The 19,771-nt window shown below is 72.7% G+C and carries 20 protein-coding genes; 13 read left to right on the top strand and 7 right to left on the bottom strand.

Features of this window, described 5'->3' with window-relative positions; all coding sequences use genetic code 11:
- The coding region (locus tag FV229_RS07555; protein WP_246688099.1) for a hypothetical protein at nucleotides 1-848 on the top strand (848 nt) is incomplete at its 5' end.
- A 22-nt stretch (nucleotides 849-870) separates the two neighbouring features.
- On the opposite strand, the gene FV229_RS07550 is transcribed toward FV229_RS07555, so the two are convergent.
- Together FV229_RS07550 and FV229_RS07545 are read right to left on the bottom strand one after the other, a co-directional pair.
- Entirely contained in the window at nucleotides 871-2,064 is a 1,194-nt protein-coding gene (locus FV229_RS07550) for a glycosyltransferase family 4 protein (protein WP_147751367.1), read from the bottom strand.
- Entirely contained in the window at nucleotides 2,064-3,104 is a 1,041-nt protein-coding gene (locus FV229_RS07545; protein ID WP_147751370.1) for a glycosyltransferase family 4 protein, read from the bottom strand. Before FV229_RS07545 ends, FV229_RS07550 begins: the two co-directional genes overlap by 1 nt.
- Nucleotides 3,105-3,164: 60 nt before the next feature.
- Between FV229_RS07545 and FV229_RS07540 the strand changes: the two genes are divergently transcribed.
- The 10 genes from FV229_RS07540 (at nucleotide 3,165) to FV229_RS07495 (ending at nucleotide 13,492) form a co-directional block, all read left to right on the top strand.
- The gene (locus FV229_RS07540) at nucleotides 3,165-5,219 is read left to right on the top strand and encodes an HAD-IIB family hydrolase (protein WP_147751366.1); all 2,055 of its coding nucleotides are present in this window, start codon (nucleotides 3,165-3,167) and stop codon (nucleotides 5,217-5,219) included.
- The gene (locus tag FV229_RS07535) at nucleotides 5,209-6,096 is read left to right on the top strand and encodes a glycosyltransferase family 2 protein (protein ID WP_187273659.1); all 888 of its coding nucleotides are present in this window, start codon (nucleotides 5,209-5,211) and stop codon (nucleotides 6,094-6,096) included. Before FV229_RS07540 ends, FV229_RS07535 begins: the two co-directional genes overlap by 11 nt.
- A 21-nt stretch (nucleotides 6,097-6,117) precedes the next feature.
- Nucleotides 6,118-7,275 carry a glycosyltransferase gene (locus FV229_RS07530; protein ID WP_147751365.1) on the top strand — a complete coding sequence of 386 codons (1,158 nt, stop codon included), beginning with the start codon at nucleotides 6,118-6,120 and terminating at the stop codon, nucleotides 7,273-7,275.
- Nucleotides 7,276-7,298: 23 nt separating this feature from the next.
- Nucleotides 7,299-8,216 (top strand): galactosyltransferase-related protein, encoded by a 918-nt coding sequence (locus FV229_RS07525; protein ID WP_147751364.1) that lies wholly within the window; start codon nucleotides 7,299-7,301, stop codon nucleotides 8,214-8,216.
- Nucleotides 8,213-9,283, top strand: coding sequence for a glycosyltransferase (locus tag FV229_RS07520; protein ID WP_147751363.1), 1,071 nt, complete (start codon nucleotides 8,213-8,215; stop codon nucleotides 9,281-9,283). The genes FV229_RS07525 and FV229_RS07520 overlap by 4 nt, the downstream gene beginning before the upstream one ends.
- A gap of 229 nt (nucleotides 9,284-9,512) precedes the next feature.
- A complete protein-coding gene (locus FV229_RS07515) occupies nucleotides 9,513-9,854 on the top strand; it encodes a hypothetical protein (RefSeq protein ID WP_147751362.1) in 342 nt (113 codons plus the stop codon).
- Nucleotides 9,855-9,898: 44 nt separating this feature from the next.
- On the top strand, nucleotides 9,899-11,179 hold the full coding sequence (locus FV229_RS07510) for a DUF3829 domain-containing protein (RefSeq protein ID WP_246688098.1): 1,281 nt from the start codon (nucleotides 9,899-9,901) through the stop codon (nucleotides 11,177-11,179).
- A 76-nt stretch (nucleotides 11,180-11,255) separates the two neighbouring features.
- Nucleotides 11,256-12,308 (top strand): zinc ribbon domain-containing protein, encoded by a 1,053-nt coding sequence (locus FV229_RS07505; protein ID WP_147751360.1) that lies wholly within the window; start codon nucleotides 11,256-11,258, stop codon nucleotides 12,306-12,308.
- A gap of 131 nt (nucleotides 12,309-12,439) precedes the next feature.
- Nucleotides 12,440-12,727 carry a hypothetical protein gene (locus FV229_RS07500; RefSeq protein ID WP_147751359.1) on the top strand — a complete coding sequence of 96 codons (288 nt, stop codon included), beginning with the start codon at nucleotides 12,440-12,442 and terminating at the stop codon, nucleotides 12,725-12,727.
- A 276-nt stretch (nucleotides 12,728-13,003) separates the two neighbouring features.
- Nucleotides 13,004-13,492 carry a response regulator gene (locus FV229_RS07495; protein ID WP_187275089.1) on the top strand — a complete coding sequence of 163 codons (489 nt, stop codon included), beginning with the start codon at nucleotides 13,004-13,006 and terminating at the stop codon, nucleotides 13,490-13,492.
- Nucleotides 13,493-13,523: 31 nt separating this feature from the next.
- On the opposite strand, the gene FV229_RS07490 is transcribed toward FV229_RS07495, so the two are convergent.
- Both FV229_RS07490 and FV229_RS07485 read right to left on the bottom strand, forming a co-directional pair.
- Nucleotides 13,524-13,703: a DUF2934 domain-containing protein gene (locus tag FV229_RS07490; protein ID WP_147751357.1), complete on the bottom strand. Its 180-nt coding sequence runs from the start codon at nucleotides 13,701-13,703 to the stop codon at nucleotides 13,524-13,526.
- Nucleotides 13,704-13,707: 4 nt separating this feature from the next.
- Nucleotides 13,708-14,001 carry a hypothetical protein gene (locus FV229_RS07485; RefSeq protein ID WP_147751356.1) on the bottom strand — a complete coding sequence of 98 codons (294 nt, stop codon included), beginning with the start codon at nucleotides 13,999-14,001 and terminating at the stop codon, nucleotides 13,708-13,710.
- A gap of 466 nt (nucleotides 14,002-14,467) precedes the next feature.
- On the opposite strand from FV229_RS07485, the gene FV229_RS07480 reads away from it, so the two are divergent.
- On the top strand, nucleotides 14,468-17,812 hold the full coding sequence (locus FV229_RS07480) for a DEAD/DEAH box helicase (RefSeq protein WP_147751355.1): 3,345 nt from the start codon (nucleotides 14,468-14,470) through the stop codon (nucleotides 17,810-17,812).
- 143 nt (nucleotides 17,813-17,955) lie between these two features.
- Nucleotides 17,956-18,366, top strand: a complete 411-nt coding sequence (locus FV229_RS07475) for a DUF1236 domain-containing protein (RefSeq protein ID WP_147751354.1) — start codon at nucleotides 17,956-17,958, stop codon at nucleotides 18,364-18,366.
- A 110-nt stretch (nucleotides 18,367-18,476) separates the two neighbouring features.
- Here FV229_RS07475 and FV229_RS07470 read toward each other — a convergent pair whose 3' ends face one another.
- The 3 genes from FV229_RS07470 to FV229_RS07460 form a co-directional block, all read right to left on the bottom strand.
- The gene (locus FV229_RS07470; RefSeq protein ID WP_147751368.1) at nucleotides 18,477-18,851 is read right to left on the bottom strand and encodes a response regulator; all 375 of its coding nucleotides are present in this window, start codon (nucleotides 18,849-18,851) and stop codon (nucleotides 18,477-18,479) included.
- A 208-nt stretch (nucleotides 18,852-19,059) separates the two neighbouring features.
- Nucleotides 19,060-19,416 carry a hypothetical protein gene (locus tag FV229_RS07465; protein WP_147751353.1) on the bottom strand — a complete coding sequence of 119 codons (357 nt, stop codon included), beginning with the start codon at nucleotides 19,414-19,416 and terminating at the stop codon, nucleotides 19,060-19,062.
- 55 nt (nucleotides 19,417-19,471) lie between these two features.
- Nucleotides 19,472-19,762 (bottom strand): hypothetical protein, encoded by a 291-nt coding sequence (locus FV229_RS07460; RefSeq protein WP_187275088.1) that lies wholly within the window; start codon nucleotides 19,760-19,762, stop codon nucleotides 19,472-19,474.
- Nucleotides 19,763-19,771: the final 9 nt, after the last annotated feature.

Raw genomic sequence — 19,771 nt, 5'->3', positions numbered from 1 at the left:
GGCCGGCGAGCCGCGCCGACCTCGCCGCGCGGCTCGCCGGCCCGACCTTCGTCCCGGACCCGGCGGGTGCCTACGGGCTCGACCTCTACACGTTGCGTAGCGCCGCGACCGCCCTCGGGCTCGGCATCCGCCCGCAGGACGCCGCGGGCCGGGCGGAGCTTCGCCGGCCGCACGCGGTGCGGGCCGCGCAGGCCGACCTCTACGCCCTCGATGGGCGGGAGCGGGTGCCGGTCTCCCTCGGCCTGCTCTGCCGGCCGCCCGACCTCGACCGCGTGTTGGCGGCGGTCGCGGCCCACGCGGCCTGGACCGACGACGTGGTCGTCCTGCTCGACGCGGCGGCTGCGTCGCCGCGCACCGTCTCGGACGAAGGGTTTCCGCATGATGCGGTCCGCGTGGCGGCCCGTCCGCTGGATGGCGATTTCGCCGCCCAGCGCAACGCCCTCCAGGATCTCGCCCACCATCCCTGGATGCTGCAGCTCGACGCGGACGAGACCCTTGATCTTGCAGTCGGCCGCCGCCTCCCGGCGCTTGCGGCCCTGGCGGAGGCGGGCGACGTGCTCTCGGTCGGGCTTGCGCGCCGCAACCGGGTCGACGGCCTGCTGTCGGACGTCTTCCCGGACGTGCAGTACCGGCTGAACCGCAAGGCCGTGCGCTATGAAGGCCGGGTGCACGAGCGGCCTGCCCTCGACGGCGGCTGGCCGCGAAGCTTCGTCGCGCTGCACGGGGCGATCGAGCACCACCTCGGCCGCGCGCATGTGCTGGCGCGCTCGCGCCGCTACGAGAGCCTCGCCCCCGGGCGCGGGCGACCCGAGGAAGAAGCGGCGCTGCTGCGCCCGTTTCGCGCGTAGCGCTCGCCTCCACACGTCCGCTTCAACGCGCCTGTCGCGATTGCGCCGAGGCAAGGGCGCGGGCGTAGAGGTCGAGGGTCTGGCGCGCCAAGCCCTCGCGGGTGAAGCGGCCCGCCGCCGCGAGCGCGCGGGCGCGATAGGCGACGCGCACGTCCGGGTCGGCGAGCAGCGGGCGGATCGCGTCGGCGAGCGCGGCGCCGGTGGCGTCCCGCGCCAGCGGCCCGGCACCGGGATCGCCGACGAAGGCGCGCGCGCTCGCGTCGAGCGCGCAGGCGACCACCGGGCGGCCGTAGGCCAGCGCCTCCTGGTAGACGAGCCCGAAGCTCTCGTAGCGTGAGGGCGCGAGCACGACATGGGCCCCGGCGTAGGCCTGCGCGAGATCGTCTGCGGGCACCCGGCCGAGCGGGCGGATGCAGGCCCGCGCCGCCGCGGGAAGATCGGCCGGCAAGTCCGCCGCCGGCACGCCGACGAGATCGAGCCGGACGGACGGCCCCGACCCGCGCGCCGCCTCGTCGGCGAGGATCGCCATCGCCCCGAGCAGGGCGTCGAAGCCCTTTCGCGCCTCCGCCCGCCCGACGAAGAGCAGGCGCACCGGCTCCTCATGTTCCGGATAGGACGCGCCGCGCGCGGCCTCCGTGATCGCGGGAGGCAGGCTCAAGCCGATCACCGCCCCCGGTTGCGGGCCGGACAGGCCGTAGGCGCGCGCGATCACCGCGCCGTGCTCGGCGGTGTTGGCGACGAGCCCGGCGCTGCCCCGCGCCTGCCTGCGCTCCAGGAAATCGGCGGTTCGGCCGTCGAGGCGGTCGCGCAGCGTGGCGGGGGCGTCGCGGGTGAAGGCGGCGGGCGTCGAGCTTCGCGTCACCAGCGGCAGGTCGCGGCGTCCCGCGAGCAGCACGGCGGGGGCGTACCAGTTCGTCGCCTCCGCCACGTCGAACGGCTGGCGGGCGTGGGCCGCGAGCACCGCACGTCGAAAGGCGAGGGGGGCCGCGAGGTGCCCGGCCGAGCCCCGGCGGCGTAGGCGTGCCAGCGCGCCACCCGGCGGTAGGGCAAGCCCGACCACGTCGACGCCGCCGACGCGGTCGCACCCCGTGCGGTCGAGGGTGAAGACGGTCACGTCGGCGCCGGCCTCGGCGAGGCTCTCGGCGATCTCGCGGGCCGCGGTCGAGAGGCCGCTCGGGGCCGGCGGGTAGTCCCAGGCGAGGTAGGCGACCCGCATCAGGCGGCGAGCAGGCGGCGGTAGAGGGCGAGGTAGTCGGCCGCCATGCGGTCGGCGGTGAAGCGCGCCTCGAAGCGTGCGCGGACCCGGGCGCGGTCGAGCTGACCGATCCGCCCGAGCGCCGTCACCGCTTCCGCCTCCGAGGAAACGATGAAGCCGGTGACGCCGTCCTCGACGATCTCCGGCACGGAGCCGCGGTTCCAGGCGACCACCGGCGTGCCGCAGGCCATCGCCTCGATCATCACGAGCCCGAAGGGCTCCGGCCAGTCGATCGGGAACAACAGCGCCCGTGCGCCGCCCAGGAGGTCGGCCTTGCGGCGGTCGTCCACGGGGCCGAGGTAGGTCGCGTCGTCGCCCAAAAGCGGGCGCACCCGCTGCTCGAAATAGTCCGGGTTGCCGACGTCGACGGTGCCGCCGAGCCTGATCGGCAGGCCGGCGGCGCGCGCGACGCGGATCGCGGTGTCCGGCCGCTTCTGGTCGGTCATCCGCCCGACGAAGGCGACGTGCGCCTCGGGTCGCCGACTCAGCGCGTAGCGGTCCCGCGCGATGCCGTGATGCACGATCCCGGCCCGGTTCGCGGCCGGGATTTCGGCCGCCTGCGCCGCCGAAATCGCCGCCACCGGCAGGTCCGGGAAGCCCGCGAAGAACAGCGCCCGGTCGAGCTCGTCCACCCGCCAGTGCACCGTCGTGAGACTGTGGCGGCGGCGCGCCCCGAGGAGCGCCGCATGCGCGAACTCGCCGTGGCAATGCACGATGTCGAATTGGTCGAGGCGCAGCCGCAGCGCCTCGAGCTGCAGGGCGTCGAGCGCAGCCGGGACGCCTGGAGCGACCCGCCCGTGGCGCCGTTCCAGGGCGGCGAGGCTCGGGTGGTTGCCGACGCGCGGCAAGTCTGTCGCACTGTCGGAGGGGGCAAACAGCGTTACCTCCACACCTATAAGACGCAGCGCCGTGCCGAGATCGTGGATGACCCGTTCCGTGCCGCCGTGATGCTCGGGGGGAACGGGGAAGATGTTGGGGGCGACTTGGGCGACGCGGATCACGGTCGAGACCTCACCTGTAACGTTTCCTCGCCCGGTCACGGCTGAGACGCCGGCCGCCTGATGTTCGTCCTGCATGTCGCCCTGCAAGGCTGCCTTCGCGGCGGTGGAGTCGCGTTCGGCCTGACCGCCGACACCGGTGGCCACATCCGCTACCTGCTCGACCTCGTGGCGGCCTCCGCGCAGGATGCCGACATTGCGCGGATCGTCATGGCGACGCGCCTGTTCGACGGCATCCACGGCCCCGACTACGCCGTGCCCGAAGAGCGGATCTCCGACAAGGTGGAACTGGTGCGGCTCGCAAGCGCGTCGCCGGCCTACCGTTCCAAAGAGGAAATGCACACGGAGGTCGCGAGCTTCGCCCGAAACCTCGTCGCCTGGATCGCCCGGCAGCCGCGGGCGCCGGACATGATCCACGCCCACTATGCCGACGCCGCCTCGGTGGCGGCGCTTGTCCAGGACGCGCTCGGCATCCCCTTCGTGTTCACCGCGCACTCGCTCGGGCGCGTGAAGGCCGCGCTGATGGGTGCCGGCGCGGAGGACGCCCCCGACCTCGTGCATCGCATCGCCGCCGAGGAAGGCGCGCTGGCACGCGCGAGCCTCGTCGTCGCCTCCTCGAGCGACGAGGCGGAGGTGCAGTATGCCGGGTACACCGCCTACGATCCCGGGCGCATCCGGGTCCTGCCGCCGGGCAGCGACCTGGCGCGGTTCACCGCGGCCCAGCCGCTGGCGCGGGTCGACGCCACCATCGACCGCTTCCTGCACGAGCCTGAGAAGCCCGCGCTGCTGGCGCTGGCCCGGCCGGTGGCGCGCAAGAATCTCGCCGCCCTGGTGCGGGCCTACGGCGAGAGTCCCGAGCTTCAGGCGCGTGCGAACCTCGTCCTGATGGCGGGCATGCGCGAGGACATCGACGCGCTCGACGGCGACATGCCCGCCACCCTGCGCGAGATCCTGGTGCTGATCGACCGCTACGACCTCTACGGGCGTGTGGCCTACCCGAAGACCCACGATCCCGAGGACGTGCCGGCGATCTACGCCTACGCCCGCGCCCGCGGCGGCGTCTTCGTGAACCCCGCGCTCAACGAGCCGTTCGGCCTGACGCTGCTGGAGGCCTCGGCCGCCGGGCTGCCGCTGGTGGCCACCGACAGCGGCGGCCCCAACGACATCGTCGAGACCTGCGGCAACGGGCTCCTCGTCGACCCGCGCGCGCCCGACGCCATCGCGGCGGCGTGCCTGCGCATCCTCCGCGAGCCGGCGCTGTACGCCGATTGCGTGGCAGGCGGCGCCCGCGCGGCCGCCGCCTACGATTGGGACCAGCACGCCGCGCGCTACCACGCCCTGCTCGGTGCGCTGCTAGCGCCGCAGCCGCCCCTGGCGGCGCCGCGCCAGATGCTGGTCTGCGACATCGACAACACGCTCGTCGGCTGCGCGGCGGCGCTCGGCATCTTCCGGCGCTGGCGTAGCCGGCAGGCCGGGCTCGCCTTCGGCGTCGCCACCGGCCGGTCGTTCCACAGCGCGATGGCGATCCTCGAGCAGCAGATGAGCCCGCGGCCGCAGGTGATGATCACCTCGGTCGGCTCCGAGATCTACCATCTCGACCCCAACGGCGTGACCTACGCCGCCGACCTCGCGTGGCGCACCGCCGTCTCCGCCGACTGGGACCGGGCCGGCGTCCACGCGGTCCTGGCCGGCCTCGACGGGCTCGTGCCCCAGGGGCCGCTGGAGCAGCGCGGGCACAAGCTGAGCTATTTCGCCGACGCCGCGGCGGCGCGGGCGGTGCGCGCCCGCCTCGCCCTCGCGGGGCAACGCGCCACCGTGATCCACAGCCACGGCCGCTACCTCGACGTGCTGCCGGCGGCGGCGTCGAAGGGCACGGCGGTGGCCCATGTCCGCGCCCTCTACGCCCTGCCGGAGCGGGCGGTGTTCGTCGCCGGTGATTCCGGCAACGACGTCGAGATGCTGCGCGCCGGGGCGCAGGCGATCATCGTGGCCAACTACTCCGACGACCTGGCGAGCCACGCCGGCTTGCAGCACTCCTACGTCGCCCGCGCTTCGCACGCCCGCGGCATCATCGAGGGCGTCGGGCATTTCCGCCGGATGCTGGCCGATGCCGTCTGACGCGTCCGACGGGCCGTCGGCGAGCGTGCTCACCCTGGTCCGCGGCCGGGCGGACCGGCTGCGCAACCTCATGGCCGGGCTGGCGCGGCAATCCGTGCCACCTCGCGAGCTGGTCATCGCCTGGATGCAGCCGGAGCGTGCCGCCGACTTGCCCGACCCGGGCTGCCCCGTCCGCCATCGCCACGTCGCCGGCGAGCCGATGCCGCTCGCGGCCGCCCGCAACCGCGCGGCCGAGGCCGCTTCGGGCGACCTCCTCGTGTTCCTCGACGTGGACTGCATCCCGTCGCCCTGCCTCGTGGCGGCCTACCGGCGCGCGGCGGCACAGGCCGAGGGCCTGTTCCTCGGCGAGGTTCTGTACCTGCCGCCCGGGCTCGACGCCGACGTCGCCGCCGACGACGCCGCGCTCGCGCGGCTCGGCCGGGCGCATCCGGCCCGTCCCCCGGTTCCTGCCGAGGGCCTGCGACGGGAGCCGGATCCGGGCCAGCTCTGGGGCCTGTCCTTCGCCCTCCCGGCCCACGCCTGGCGCGCATGCGGCGGCATGGACGAGGCTTACGCCGGCTATGGCGGGGAGGAGACCGACCTCGCCATGCGCCTCGCAGCCTCCGGCCTGCCGACCTTCTGGGTCGGCGGCGCGCGCGCGTACCACCAGCACCATCCCGTCCACGTGCCGCCGCTGCAGCACTTCGACGCCATCCTCGCCAACGCCGCCCGCTTCCGGCGCGCGCACGGGCGCTGGTGCATGACCTACTGGCTCGACCAGTTCCGGGCCGCCGGGCTGATCGCCTGGGACGACGACGCCCCCGCGATCCAAGTCCTGCGCCGGCCGGACCCGACCGAGATCGCCGCCGCCCTGCGGCCCGACGCCCTGTTCTCCTGACGGATCGCGAATCCCACAGCCATGAAGAAGCCCATCGCGTTCTTCGTCCACCATCAGGGACGGGGCCACGCCAACCGCACGATGGCGGTGGCGGCCGAATTCGCAAAGGACCGGCCCGTCTCCGTGCTGACCGCCGGCCCGTCGCTGTTCGACGGTTTCTCCCGCGACATCGAGATCGTGCCGCTGCCGAACATGATCGGCGCGTCCGTGCCGACGCCGCGCCTCTACGCGGAGCCGACGCCGCAGGTGATGCACTGCGTGCCGCTGGGGCTCGCCGAGATGCGCCGGACCATGCGGCGCATCCTGGACCACCTCGACGAGCGCGACGTCGGCCTGTTCATGGTCGACGTCTCGGCGGAGATCGCCCTGCTCGCGCGCATCGCCAGCGTGCCCGCGGTGCAGATCCGCATGCACGGCGACCGTTCCGACATCGGCCATGTCGGCGCCTACGAGGCCTGCGTCGGGATGCTGGCCCCCTTCGACGAGCGCATGGAGCAGGACGACTACCCGGCCGCCCTGCGCGCCAAGACGTTCTACAGCGGTGGCCTCTGCACCAGCGTCGAAGGCGTGCCCGACCGAGCGGAGGCGCGGGCGAAGCTCGGCCTCGATGCTGAGCGCGAGATCGTCGTGGCCATCACCGGGGGCGGGGGCAGCGGCACGCCCTACGCACCCCTGACGGTGGCGGCGCGGGCTGCGCCCGACACCCTGTGGCTGACCCTGGGGCCGACCCACCGCGAGGGCCACGAGACCGACTTCGCCAACCTGCGCGAGCTCGGCTGGGTGCCCTCCGTCACCGACTACCTCGCCGCCGCCGACATCGTGGTGGCCTCGGCCGGCGACAACACGATCCACGAGGTCGCCCGCGTCGGCGGCCGGCTGATCGTGATGCCCGAATGGCGCTACTTCGGCGAGCAGACCCGGAAGGCCGAGGCCCTGGTCCGGCTCGGGGCTGCGGTCCAGGCCCCAATCTGGCCCGGCGACCTCCAAGGCTGGCGCGACCTCCTAGACCGGGCGCGCGGCCTCGACCCCGCCCCCCTGCGCAGCCTCTACGCGCCGGACGCCGCCGCGCGCGCCGCCGGATGGCTCGAAGGCCTGACCGACGAACTCTGGCACGGCGCGGCCGAGCCTGCTCCGCTCACGGTCGTCGCCGGCCGCATGCCCGCATCCCGCACCGCCTGAACCTCCCGGAGCCAGACCGCCCCATGTCCACCGTTTCCGTCGTGACCCTGGCCAAGGGCCGGCCGGCGCACCTGCGCAACGTGCTCCGCGGCCTGGAGCGCCAGACGCAAAAGCCCGCCGAGTTCGTCGTCGCGGTGATGCAGGACGCGCCCTACGACCTGCCCGAGGTCGGCTTCCCGGTGCGCCAGATCCTGGTGCCGGGCACGGAGCTGCCGCTGGCTGCGGCGCGCAACCGCGGCGTCGCGGCGGCGGGCGGCGACGCCGTGGTCTTCCTCGACGTCGACTGCATCCCGGCCCCCGACCTCGTCGCCGACTACGCGCGCGGGCTCGCCGAGCTCGACGGGTTGCTGATGGGCGAAGTGCTCCACCTGCCCGAGCGCGCCACCATCGGAGACTGGACCTGCGAGGCCTTCGCGACGGTCGCCGAGCGCCATTCCGACCGGCGCGGCCCCCCGGCGTCGGGCCTGGAGATCTGCGACGACTACCGCTGCTTCTGGTCCCTCAACTTCGCGGTCCGGCGCGCCACCTTCCTGGCCGCCGGCGGCTTCGACGAGCGCTACACCGGCTATGGCGGCGAGGACACGGATTTCGGCAAGGTCCTCGACCGTGCGGGCATCCCCATCGCCTGGATGAAGGGCGGCCTCGCCTACCACCAGTACCACCCGCACCACATGCCGCCGGTCCACCACCTCGACAGCGTGGTGCGCAACGCCGAGCTGTTCGAGGCCAAGTGGGGCTACCGCACGATGGGCCACTGGCTCTACGCCTTCAAGGTGATGGGGCTGATCGACGACGCCCCCGACCGGCCGATCCGCATCCTGCGCCGCCCGGAGGCCGGCGACCTCGCGCTGACCGGCCAGCAGAGCCACCAGCCCTACGGCAATTCGGCCTCCGTCATCCGCTTCCTCGAAGCCCAGGCCGCCGCCGCGGCGACGGCGTGAGGATCGCGCTGCTCGCCCATCTCCGCCATCCCGTGGCGCCGCCCTTTGCGGGCGGCATGGAGGCGCATACCTGGGCCCTCGCCGAAGGCCTGACCGCGCGTGGACACGAGGTCGTCCTGTTCGCCGCCGGCGACAGCGACCCGCGATTCGCCATCGACCCGGTGATCCCGGTGCACCACGAGCGCAGTTTCCCCGGCCTCGAGCATCGAGGCGATGCCGGGCTCAAGGCCCATGTCGATGCCGGCTACGCCGCCGCCTGCGACCGGATCGCGGACGGCGGCTTCGACGTACTGCACAACAACTCCCTCAGCCGCCTGCCGCTGGACGGCCTCCGCCTCGCGGCGACGCCCACCGTCACTTCGCTCCACGTGCCGCCCTACGACGCCCTGCGCTGGTTCGTGCAGGACAGCCTCGTGCCCGGCCATCGCGTCACCGTCACGTCGGAGGCCCAACGCAGGTCGTGGTGGCGGGAGGCGGCGCCCGCAGGCGTCTCGGTCCTCCACAACGGGGTCGATCCCGCGTCTTGGCCCTATCAGGATCGCGGCGACGGAACCGCCGTCTGGTCCGGCCGCATCGCGCCGATCAAGGGCACGCATTGCGCCGTCGCGGCGGCCCGGCGCGCCGGCATCCCCTTGACCCTGTTCGGCCCGGTGGAGGACCAAGACTACTGGGACGCGCAGGTCGCCCCGCATCTCGGCGGCCCGATCCGCTACGGCGGGCACCTCTCGGGCGCGGCGCTGGCAAGCGAAGTCGGTCGTGCCTCGGTCTTCCTGTTCACGCCCTGCTGGGACGAACCCTTCGGCCTCGTGGCGATCGAGGCCATGGCCTGCGGCGTGCCGGTCGCCGGCATCGCCATGGGGGCGGCCGCGGAGGTCGTCGGCGAGGCCGGTTGCCTCGCGCCGCCGGACGACGTGATCGCGCTTGCAGCCGCACTCGGTCAGGCGCTCGCGATCCCGCGCACGGTCCCGCATGCCCGGGTGATGCGCCTGTTCACCCGCGACCTGTGGCTTGCGCGCTGCGAAGCCCTCTACGCACAGGTGCGAGCGGAGCACGAAAACCTCGTCTGAGCCGGCTTCGGCGACGCGTCGAGACAAGCGAGGCTTGGCCGTCCCGGAGTTCCGTTGCAGATCACGCCGCCGTGAACACAGCGTCGCCGCATTCGCACGCCCAAGACAATCCCGCGGTCCGAATCCGGTAGCGGCAGGCTTGATGCGCAGTCGTGGCTTTTCCGGATCGCACGGGCACGTCCTTACGCGTGTTCGACCGCGACCGCGATCGAAAAGTCAGGCTCTGGCGATGCTGTTCATCTGGTCCGGCTGGGGAATCCTCGTCCTGCCCGTGGTTGCCGTCACCGCCATCCTCGTCGGGGCGGCGGGAGGTCTGGCCTTGCGTGCGGCCGGCCATCCTGAACTGACGTTCCTCGCCGTCAGCCTCGGCTTGTTCGCTGCCGCCGCCGCCAACTGGTTCGTCGGCCGGCGCCTCAACGGCAAGCCGCCGCGCGAACTCGTCGATCCGGTCACGAACGAGCGCGTGCTGCTGTACAGCCTCCACAAGCTGTTCTGGATGCGGATGGAATACTGGTCGATCCCCGTGGCGCTGGCGGCCTTCGTGCCCCTTCTCGCCCTGCGCAACCTGTGAGCCGGCCGACGGCCGGATCGGCCCAGACCCGGAAGGTCATGCCCATGACGACCACGCGCAAACGACGCGTTCCCCACCTCGCGGCGGCCTGCCTGGCCGTCGCCCTGGTGACGCGCGCGGCGGCGGTGACGCCGGTCACGACGGTCGGCATCGAGAGCTGCGACGCCTTCTTCGAGGCCTATGCGCAGTGCGCGGCGAGCCCCGGCGTGCCGGAGGCCGTCCGCCCCAACATCCGCCAGGGCATCGACAATCTGCGCGAGAGTTTCCGCGAGGCGGTGACCCGCAACGAGGCGGTCCGCACGACGATCGCGCATCAGTGCGCCCGGGCGCACGAGACCGTGCGCAAGAGCATGGTCGAGGCGTTCAAGTGCGACTTCCCCGGCCTGCCGCCGGCGTCGCAGGCGATCCTGCAGGCCGCGCCGCCCGCGGTCGCCGCCCGGGCGCCGGACACGAGGCCCGCGCGATCCGTGACCCCGCCGGCAAGCCCGGAGGCGCAGGCGGCGGCCAAGGCCGACGCCTACACCGAGGCGCAGAACCACCTCGTGCGCTCGCACCCGATCGAGCGCCAGCTCGCCGACTACCGGCGCGACAACGAGCGGGTCTTGAAGCCGAAGTTCAAGCCCGGCGCCGACGCGTGGTACCATTTCGGCATCGTCGACTTCGACGGGGTGATCGGCGAACTGGAGACGGCAATCGCCCTGCCCGGCGTCGTGCCGGAGGTCGACGCCCCGGCCGCGATCCTCCTCGCGAGCCTGCGCACGCTCAACCCGACCTTGAAGGCGCTGACCCGCTATCAGACCACTCGCGAGTTCAAGGTGGACGGGTTCCGCCTCGCGCGCGAGCAGCACCCGATCCTCGTGCCCCAGGTCGAGGCGGCGGCCAAGGCGATGGACGCCTACGGCACCGCTTTGTTCGACCGCGAGATGGCCCGCGACCAGCGGCGCGCGGCCGCCCTGCCGGAGGATGCGCCGGCCCGCCGGCTGCTGGACACCAGCCTCGCCCTGAAGCGGGCGGTGAAGCGCTTCGAGGCGCTCGGGCCGAAGTCGGACGTGGCGCCGTTCCTCGCCGCGCTCGGCGAGGTCTCGACCGCCAACCGTCAGCTCGGGACGACCTTCGACGCGCTGGCTCCGAAGGCGGATTCCGCGTGTACCGGCTACGCCGACACGGTGGCGAGCGTGATCGGGCACGGCCGCGACGTCGCCCGGGACATCAAGGCGAAGGGCGACCCGAGCCAGCCGGCGCAGCTGTTCAACGACACCTACAACCGCTCAGTGCGCGACATCGAAACCTGCATCCGCAACGAAATGCGCGCGCGGCCGGGCTGAACGTCCGCCTGCGTTTCGCCGTCCCGAGGTCCGGGGCATGCCCTAGCGTTCCGTCATAACCTGAGGAGAGCCCAGCGTGGCCAACGGCACCCGCGTTTCCGAGCGTTGGTTCAACGCCGCCCTGTGGCTCGTCGCCCTGCTGTTCGCAGGCTTCCTGATCGGCCTCGGCTCGCTCGTCGTCGGCGACCTGCCGCAGGTCGAGCACCGCTACACCGTCGAGCAGTTCCTGGACCGCGAGCCGGCCCGCGCCTCGGATGCCGCGCTCAAAAAGGTCCGGCGCGAGCAGGACGACGCGCGGCGGCAGGCCGAGGCGGCGCAGCTGGCGCTCGACGCCGCCCGCTCGGCCACCGAGGCGGCGCGCGAGACCTTCGCGAACTGGCTGAAGACCCGCAACGCCACGCAGCGCGTCGATCAGGACCCCGGGCTCGTCGCCCGCACCGAGGGACTGGACCAGCTCAAGGCGGCCGAGCGCACGGTCGAGGAGCGGCTCGAGCAACTGAACCGCACCGCCTTCGACCTCGGCGAGCGGGAATCCGCGCTCGAAGCCGCCGACACCGGGTTGCGCGCCGAGGCGCAGGCCAAGCTCGATGCGGCGGAGCGTGGGCAGGAGCTGCGGGTGTTCGGCTACCGCCTCGCCCTGACCCTGCCGCTCCTGCTCCTGGCCGGCTGGCTGCTGATGAGGCGGCGCAACACGCGCAACTGGCCGTTCGTGTGGGGCTTTGCGCTGGCCGCCGCCTTCGCGTTCTTCGTCGAGCTGGTGCCCTATCTCCCGAGCTACGGCGGCTACGTGCAGTACGGGGTCGGCGCGGTCCTGACCCTCGTCGGGGGCCGGGCGGCGATCAACGCCCTGCACGCCTATCGGGAGCGGCAGGCCCTGGTCGAGGCGCGGCCCGACGCCGAGCGCCGGACCGAGATCGCCACCGACGAGGCCTTGGCGCGGCTCGCCCGAAAGGTCTGCCCGGGCTGCGAGCGCGGGATCGCCCTCGACGACCCGGCCACGAACTTCTGCCCGCATTGCGGGCTCGGGGTGTTCGAGCGATGCCCGGCCTGCGCACAGCGCAAGAGCACCTTCGAGCGGTTCTGCCGCGGATGCGGCGAGCGCCGGCCGATCACGGCGACCGCGGCGTAGCCGCCCCGGGGCGAGATCGCGGGGGGTGGGCGGCGGAACGCCCTTTTCACGCGGGCGATTGGGTGGTCCCATGCTGATTTCGGTCCCCCGCGCATAGGCCCGAGGCCGCCCGCGCCGACAGAGGATCTCCGATGAGCCGTCCCCACCGCGTCGGCGTGGCTTGGTACAGCCCCGAGCACTACGACGGCCTCCGCCGCGGGCTCGCCGACGGCGCGAACCTGCCGGAGACCTATGAGGCCTGGCGGATGTCGGCCGAGCAGGTCGAGCGCGAGGTGTCGCGCAGCGGCGTCGACGTCGTGCGGGTCCCGCTGGAACTCGCCGCGTTCACGGCCTGGTGCGAACGGACGGGGTCGGTTAGCGACGGCGCTTCCCGCGCGCGCTACGTGGCGGAACGTCTCGAAGCACAGGCCGGCGCCTAGCGACGCCGTGCGACGCTGCGTCCCGATCCGGTACGGCCGCCGCGTGCGTCGTTCTGCCGATCGACACGTCTGGCGCCTAAGCCGGCGCGCGATAGACAAATGATCGTTAATCTTGCAAGCGCCTCCGCAGAGTTCGTCGCGGGACTAGGAGGTTTGCATTTGCTGCGTTAGTGGTGCTTTCAGCCTCCGAAATTCGCGGGCGGCTGGATCGTCACGCCGAATTGCCCGTCGCTGCCCATGGCCGCGACCGCAAGATTGGTATTGGGAGTAAGTTCCTTGACCGCCGCCGACGGACCTGTCGCCATCCTCATCGTGGAGACGGACCAGATCGTCAGCCTGGTCACCGCCGACATGCTGGCGGATGTGGGCTTCCGGACCATCGAGGTCCGCACCGCCTCAGAGGCGCTGTCCGTGCTCAAACGATCCGACGACGTGCGCGTGCTGATCACCGGGCGCAGCATCGCGGGGGACGGCGTCGCCCTCGCGCAACTCGTTCGCCACCGTTGGCCGGCGATCGGCATCATCGTGACCTCGGGCGCGGGCGGCGATTTCGAGCGTGCGTTGCCGCCGGGCACGCGGCTCCTCCGGAAGCCGTACCATTTTGCCGACGTGATCCGGGAAGTGGAGGCCGAGCTCTCGCGAGAGAAGGAAGAGCCCTCGGCGGCCCCGATGCTGCCGATCGGGTTGCCGCCTCGTTCGGGAATGGAACTCGGCATCGGCATCGGGGCCGTCGCCGCGCCGGTCGCCGAACCGGACAAGACTTGAGGCTCGACCGCGGCGCGCCGGCGTCGATCCGTCAGCCCTGAGACGAATGCGAGGCCGGGCCGTCCCGCCGGGTCCGGCGCTCCGCCCTCAGCTCCCGCTCGGCCAGCACCCAGAACCGCATTTCCTGCCCCTCGGGGCGGTGGTGCCGGTCCCACAGGTCGTAGGCGCGCTGCCGGATCTCTTCGATCGGGATGGGGCCGTCGTCGTCCATGCGTTCACAGATCTTCGTTGGGCAAAAGCCGCATTCCTGCGCGATCCGAGGATCGCGCCCTGATGGTCCGGACCTGCGCAGGGGCAGGATCCGGCTCGAACCGGTCGATGAACCGTAGCTGGTCCCACAGGTCGACACTGTGACCGTCCACCAACGCCAGGGCCTGCGCCTTCGCGTCGTCGTCGCCTTCGGCCGCGATCACCGCCTGAAGCACCATCCGGCCGTCCGCTCCGAACATCATCGCCCGGTAGGATGGTGGACCGTCGGGTTCGGCGGAGGGCGGACGACCTGCGCTCATGATCGGGATGCCTCGGCCGGATCGGACGCTTGCACCGTCGCGATACGCCGCGGCGCCGTCGTCTCGAACGTCGAAATCGCAACATGCCATGGGCTTCGCCGCTCCGGGACGGCGGGAGCACGAGTGTCTCGCAGGCGCTGACGGCCGGTCCCGTGGTCAGCGATGGTCTAGAACTGCACCTCCGCGCGCGGCACGCACTAACATACGATATGGCCGTGCGCGGGGCCGGACGTCGCACGCCTCCGATCCGAGTATTTTCGCGCTGCGTCGATGCGTCCACGCGGCGCCGGAATGCCCAGCTCGCTCGCCTTGAGAGCCCGCGGCCTGCGGCGCCTTCGCGAGGCGGTTTCCAGGGTGACGGGCGTCCGCAGGTCGCACGCATGATCTGTGAATAGCCGGCTTTCCCGTGGGACCGGCGCGAACCGAACCGCGTTGCCGAGTCCAAGGGTTGAGGACGGAGTCACGAATGGCCGAGCGTCGACGAAAGGCTGCCGAGCGGAGCCCCGCGCCGATGGAGGATGCGCCCCTCGTTCCGATCGGGGCGCTGGCCGTTTCGCTCCTCGACATCGCGGCACAGGACGGGTCGGGGCGCCGGGCATCGGCCAAGCCGGTGGTGCACGTGGCGCGCGATGCGCGGCGCCTCGACGAGCTCGCCCAGGTCCTGCGTACGCTGGCGCCTGCGGCCGAAATCCTGGTCTACCCGGAATGGGACTGCCTGCCGCTGGACCACGCCTCGCCCTCCCGGGCGACGATGGGCCTGCGCGCCGCCGTCCTGCGCCGGTTGAGCACGGATGCCTCTCCGCCCGACTTCGTCATCACCACCGGGCCTGCGCTGGCGCAGCGCGTCCCGCCGCGCGAGACCTGGGCCGACGCGCACGTGTCGCTCGCTGCCGGCGACCGGATCGATCCGGAGGCGATCACCGCCACCCTGGTCCGCCTCGGCTACGTCGTCGACGAGCGGGTCGACGAGCCGGGCGAGGTCGCGATCCGCGGCCGCACCATCGAGGTGTTCCCCGCCGACGCGTCGCGCCCGTCCCGCATCGAGCATGCGGACGGCCGCGTCACCGCGATCCGGGTCTACGATCCGATCACGCAGCGTTCGGTCGGCGACGCAGGTCGGCTGGTGATCGACCCTGCTACCGAGATCGTCCTGGCGGAGGGCTCGGAGGATCGCCTGCGCCCCTTCACCGGCCAGGAGCACGCCCTGGCGCGCTTCTACCCGAACCTCGTCGCGCCGCTCGACTACCTGCCCGACGCCGGGCTCGTGGTCGAGGAGGGCGCCTCAGTGCGGGCCGCCGCCTTCTTCGAGCAGATCGACGAGGCGCGTGCCCTGCGCGATGCCGGCAAGGGGAGCCGCAACGGTGTGGCTGGGCGCGGGGAGGACCTCTACCTCTCGCACGCGGCGTGGACGCGCGCCGTCGAGGCCCGCACGATCATGGCCGCCACGCATGCGGCCGCCGAGAGTGTCGGCCTGTCGGGGCTCGCGGGCGCCGCACGCCCGGCAGCTGCCTTTGCCAAACTGCTGCGCGCGCAGCTGAAGGCCGGGCGGCGGATCGTGCTCGCCGGCCAGAGCCTGCCCCTGCGCCGGCTCGTGCGCGAGGCCTCCGCCGTGGCCGACCGCGCCGTGCGCCTGATCGACGGCTGGGCGGAAGTTGCCGCGGCTGCGCCCGGCGAGCTGCTGGCGTTGCAGGTGCCCCTCGCGGCGGGCTTCCACGCCGACGGCGCGACGGTGTTCGCCGCAGCCGACCTCTACGGGCCGGACGCCGCGCCGGCCGGCCCCGCCGGCCATGTCCTGCCGCTCTGCGAGGTCGACCTTCGGCCCGGCGACGTGGCCGTCGACCGCGACCGCGGCCTGTGCGTGTTCGAGGGGCTGGAGCCGGTCGCCTCCGTCGCCGACCGGCCGGCGACGGAGGCCTTGCGCCTGCGCTTCGCCGATGACGCGGTGCTGATGGTGCCGGTCGCCCAGGCCGACCGGATCTGGCGCTACGGCTCCGAGCCGGCCGCCGTGACCCTCGACAAGCTCGACGGCGGCACCTGGGCGCGTCGGCGCCTCGCGGCGGAGGCGACCCTGGCGCGCACCGCCCGCCACATGCTGGAGACCGCCCGGGAGCGCCGGGAGGCCGGCGTCGCGGCGATCCGGCCGCCGGCCCGCGAAATGGAGCGGTTCGCGGCCGGCTTCGGCTTCCCGCCGACCCACGACCAGGCCGCGGCCTTCGACGCCGTGCTCACCGACCTCGCCTCCGGATCGCCGATGGACCGCCTGGTCTGCGGCGACGTCGGCTTCGGCAAGACCGAGGTGGCCCTGCGGGCGCTCGCCGCAGCCCTGTTCGCCGGCCGGCAGGCGGTGCTGATCGCGCCGACGACGGTGCTGGCGCGCCAGCACGCCGAGACCCTGCGCCGGCGCTTCGCCCGCTTCGGGATCGAGGTGGCGCAGCTCTCGCGCCTCGTCTCACCGGCCGAGGCCAAGCGCGTCAAGGCGGGTCTCGCCGACGGCACCGTGCGGCTGGCGGTGGGCACCCACGCGCTCGCCGGGCGCGGCGTCGCCTACGCCGACCTCGGCCTGACGGTGATCGACGAGGAGCAGCGCTTCGGCGTGAAGACCAAGGCCGACCTGCGGCGCCTCGCCGGCGGGGGGCACGTCCTGACGCTCACCGCGACGCCGATCCCGCGAACGCTGCAATCCGCCCTCGTCGGGCTTCAAAGCCTGAGCATCCTGTCGACGCCGCCGGCCCTGCGCCAGCCGGTCCGGACCCTGGTCGCGGGCTTCGACCCCGACGCGGTCCAGGATGCCCTCGTCCGCGAGCATCGTCGCGGCGGGCAGAGTTTCGTCGTGTGCCCGCGCATCGAGGACATCGCGCCGATGGCCGAGCGCCTGCGGGCCCTCGTGCCGGACCTCGACGTCGTCGTCGCGCATGGCGGATTGAAGCCGGCCGAGATGGACGAGGCGATGGTCCGCTTCGCCGACGGCGGCGGCGACGTGCTGCTCGCCACCGCGATCATCGAGAGCGGGCTCGACGTGCCGCGCGCCAACACGATGCTGGTTTGGGACGCCGCGAAGTTCGGACTGGCCCAGCTTCACCAGCTCCGCGGCCGGGTCGGGCGCGGCCAGCGCCGCGGGGTCGTCCACCTGCTGTTCGACCCCGCCGCGCCGCCGAGCCCGGCGGCCGAGCAGCGCATGCGGGCCCTCGAAGCGATGGACCGCCTCGGTGCGGGCTTCGCGATCAGCGCCCGCGACCTCGACCTTCGCGGGGCGGGCGACCTCGTCGGCGAGGACCAGGCCGGCCATGCCAAGCTCGTGGGCTTGGGCCTCTACCGCCATCTACTCGAGCTGGCCCTGCGTCTCGCCAAGGGCGAGGAGGCCGAGGATTGGTGCCCCGAGATCGAGATCGGCCTGCCCGGCGCCATCCCGGCCGACTACGTGCCGGAGCCGGAGATCCGGCTCAGCCTCTACACGCGTCTGCTGCGCCTGCGGGACGTGGCGGCGATTGAGGCCCTTGCTGGCGAGGTCGAGGATCGCTTCGGTGCCCCGCCCGAGCCGGTCGCGGCCCTTTTCGCCCTCGGGCGCCTGCGTGCGGCCTGCCGCGAACTCGGTGTCGCCCGGCTGAACGGAGGTCCGCAGGGGCTTGCCGCCGACCTTCGGCCCGGCGTCAAGGTCGGGCCGATGCCGGCCTGCGAGGATCTCGTCCTGCGCGACGGCCGCGTCGTCCTGCGCCGCCCGGTCTCCGAGCCGGCGGAGCGCACAGCACTCGCTATGGACCTGTTGGACCGGTTGCGGGCAGCCTGCGCGCGCGGCGCCGAACGGGCTGCCTGATCGACGCGCCCGGCGAAAAGGCCGGGCGCGCCGGCCCGACCACCCGGGAGTCGCCACCGGCTGCGGATTGCGGGCGATCGATGCTATTCCGACTTCAAACCGCAGCGCCGCGCTGCGGGCTCGAAACGCCCAGGATCGATCCGATGCCCCGCCTCACCTTCACAGCCACCGCGCTCGCGCTCGTCCTCGGCACGGGCGCATCCGCGCAGGGCCTGCAGCAAGGTGCCCGCGAGGGCGCGCAACGCGGCGAGGAGATGGCGGGGCCGCTTGGCGCGGTCGTCGGCGGGGCGCTCGGGGCGGCGGTCGGCACCGCCAACGGCATCCTCGGGATCGACCGGCGCGAACGCTTCCGGATCTATGCCAGCGCCGAGCGGCGCCCGTCCTTCGCCTATCGCGGGCCGGTGCGGATCGGCACGGTGCTGCCGGAGGATGGCATCGTCTACTACGACGTGCCGCGCGAGTTCGAGCTCGCGGGCTACAACTACACCATCGTCAACGACCATCCCGTGCTGGTCGAGCCGGGCACCCGCCGCATCGTGGAAGTGATCGACTGAGAATTGACGGACGCCATCGACGATACGGCGCTCGAAGGCGCAGTTCCTGTCGAAAAATTTCGCGCGCTCGACGACGAGCCGCAGAGGATTTTCCAATCAGGCAGACGCCGTCACGCAGCCTGTTCGAGCGCCTCGACGACCTGGGAGGCCTTGTAAGGCTTCGGCACGAACAGCCCGTGATCGGGAACCTCCTCATCCGCGAGGCGATGCCGGCCGGAGGTCAGGACCAGGCGAATGTCGGGCCACGCCTCGGAGACGCGTTCGGCCAACTTCACGCCGCACATCGTGCCCGGCATGTCGACGTCGGTGAAGACCGCGCCGATATCCGAGCGCTCGTGGAGGATGAACCAAGCCTCGTCGGCCTGGCGGGCCTCCACGACTGCGAAGCCGGCATCCTCCAGCATCTCGACCGCGTAGAGACGCACGAGGTCGTCGTCCTCAACGACGAGGATGAAGCACGTATCGAGGTTACGCTTTGCCGGCATGGCTTTCCAACAAAGGTTACCGTGATTGGTTGCGGGCTGGATTTGCATGCGCCGTATGAATTTTACGGCGATGAGCGAACAATTTTTCTGAATGCCCATGTCCGGTGAGCAAACGAATGCCGACAGAAGGGTCGAGCGCCCTGTCGGAACGATCTCCGCTGTCTGACGCGAACAGGCCGCCAGCGGCGAGCCGCGCGACGACCTCGGATCAGCGCAGCAGGAGGATCGCGGCGCCGACCACGACGGGGATCGCCACCACGGCGCCGTAGAACAGCGGCATCACCCAGGAGCGTTCGCCGTGAACGTCGGCGGCGGCACGGACTCGCTCAGACGCGGCCTCGTTCTCGCGCGCGAGCTTGATCCGTTGCGGGGTCGGCGGCGTGTCGCCGGCCTCGTCGCAGGTCCCGAGCGGCGCCGCGCCGACATCGCCGTGGCTGACCTTGTCTCCGGTCCGCCCGCTATCGATGTCGGCCTTCAGCTGGGCCGAGGTCGGGTTCTCGTCGTCCGGCGGCGTACCGAAGTCGAGGTTGGCGGGAGAGGGCGGAGTCTCGGAACGCAAGGTCATCGTCGGGCTTCCCAGGAGGATGTCGAACCCGGGAACGGCGGGTTCGACGACGGGTTCAGTTGGCGTCCCGCTTGGCGGGCTGCGGATAGGCCGGGTTGCCAGCCGGCACGGCGCTGGTGTTGGCCGAGGATGGGGCATCGCTCCGGCCGGTCGTGGAACCGGTGATCTGCGCGCGCGACGCGGCCTGGCTCTGGCTCGCGTAGTCGGGCGGGGAGCTGGCGCCCTGCCACACCATCAGTCCGACGAGGGCCGCAACCATCAGTCCCACGCTGGCGACCAGCACGTAGAGGGCGGGCTTGCCGCGCTTGCCCTGTCGGCCGGCCTGTCCGGAGAGTTGTTCTGCCACCGTGAAACC

The organism is Methylobacterium sp. WL120 (genome assembly GCF_008039465.1).
Lineage (GTDB): Bacteria > Pseudomonadota > Alphaproteobacteria > Rhizobiales > Beijerinckiaceae > Methylobacterium > Methylobacterium cerastii.
Note: the sequence above shows the minus strand (reverse complement) of the source record. Positions and strands in the feature narration are given on the sequence as shown.

What these genes read in the sequence shown, in the direction of transcription:
- FV229_RS07510 (WP_246688098.1), top strand. Translation starts at nt 9,899, where the DNA reads ATGACGACCACGCGCAAACGACGCGTTCCCCACCTCGCGGCGGCCTGC.
- FV229_RS07465 (WP_147751353.1), bottom strand. Translation starts at nt 19,416, where the DNA reads ATGACCTTGCGTTCCGAGACTCCGCCCTCTCCCGCCAACCTCGACTTC.
- FV229_RS07490 (WP_147751357.1), bottom strand. Translation starts at nt 13,703, where the DNA reads ATGGACGACGACGGCCCCATCCCGATCGAAGAGATCCGGCAGCGCGCC.
- FV229_RS07550 (WP_147751367.1), bottom strand. Translation starts at nt 2,064, where the DNA reads ATGCGGGTCGCCTACCTCGCCTGGGACTACCCGCCGGCCCCGAGCGGC.
- FV229_RS07530 (WP_147751365.1), top strand. Translation starts at nt 6,118, where the DNA reads ATGAAGAAGCCCATCGCGTTCTTCGTCCACCATCAGGGACGGGGCCAC.
- FV229_RS07500 (WP_147751359.1), top strand. Translation starts at nt 12,440, where the DNA reads ATGAGCCGTCCCCACCGCGTCGGCGTGGCTTGGTACAGCCCCGAGCAC.
- FV229_RS07485 (WP_147751356.1), bottom strand. Translation starts at nt 14,001, where the DNA reads ATGAGCGCAGGTCGTCCGCCCTCCGCCGAACCCGACGGTCCACCATCC.
- FV229_RS07540 (WP_147751366.1), top strand. Translation starts at nt 3,165, where the DNA reads ATGTTCGTCCTGCATGTCGCCCTGCAAGGCTGCCTTCGCGGCGGTGGA.
- FV229_RS07515 (WP_147751362.1), top strand. Translation starts at nt 9,513, where the DNA reads ATGCTGTTCATCTGGTCCGGCTGGGGAATCCTCGTCCTGCCCGTGGTT.
- FV229_RS07525 (WP_147751364.1), top strand. Translation starts at nt 7,299, where the DNA reads ATGTCCACCGTTTCCGTCGTGACCCTGGCCAAGGGCCGGCCGGCGCAC.
- FV229_RS07475 (WP_147751354.1), top strand. Translation starts at nt 17,956, where the DNA reads ATGCCCCGCCTCACCTTCACAGCCACCGCGCTCGCGCTCGTCCTCGGC.
- FV229_RS07535 (WP_187273659.1), top strand. Translation starts at nt 5,209, where the DNA reads ATGCCGTCTGACGCGTCCGACGGGCCGTCGGCGAGCGTGCTCACCCTG.
- FV229_RS07480 (WP_147751355.1), top strand. Translation starts at nt 14,468, where the DNA reads ATGGCCGAGCGTCGACGAAAGGCTGCCGAGCGGAGCCCCGCGCCGATG.
- FV229_RS07470 (WP_147751368.1), bottom strand. Translation starts at nt 18,851, where the DNA reads ATGCCGGCAAAGCGTAACCTCGATACGTGCTTCATCCTCGTCGTTGAG.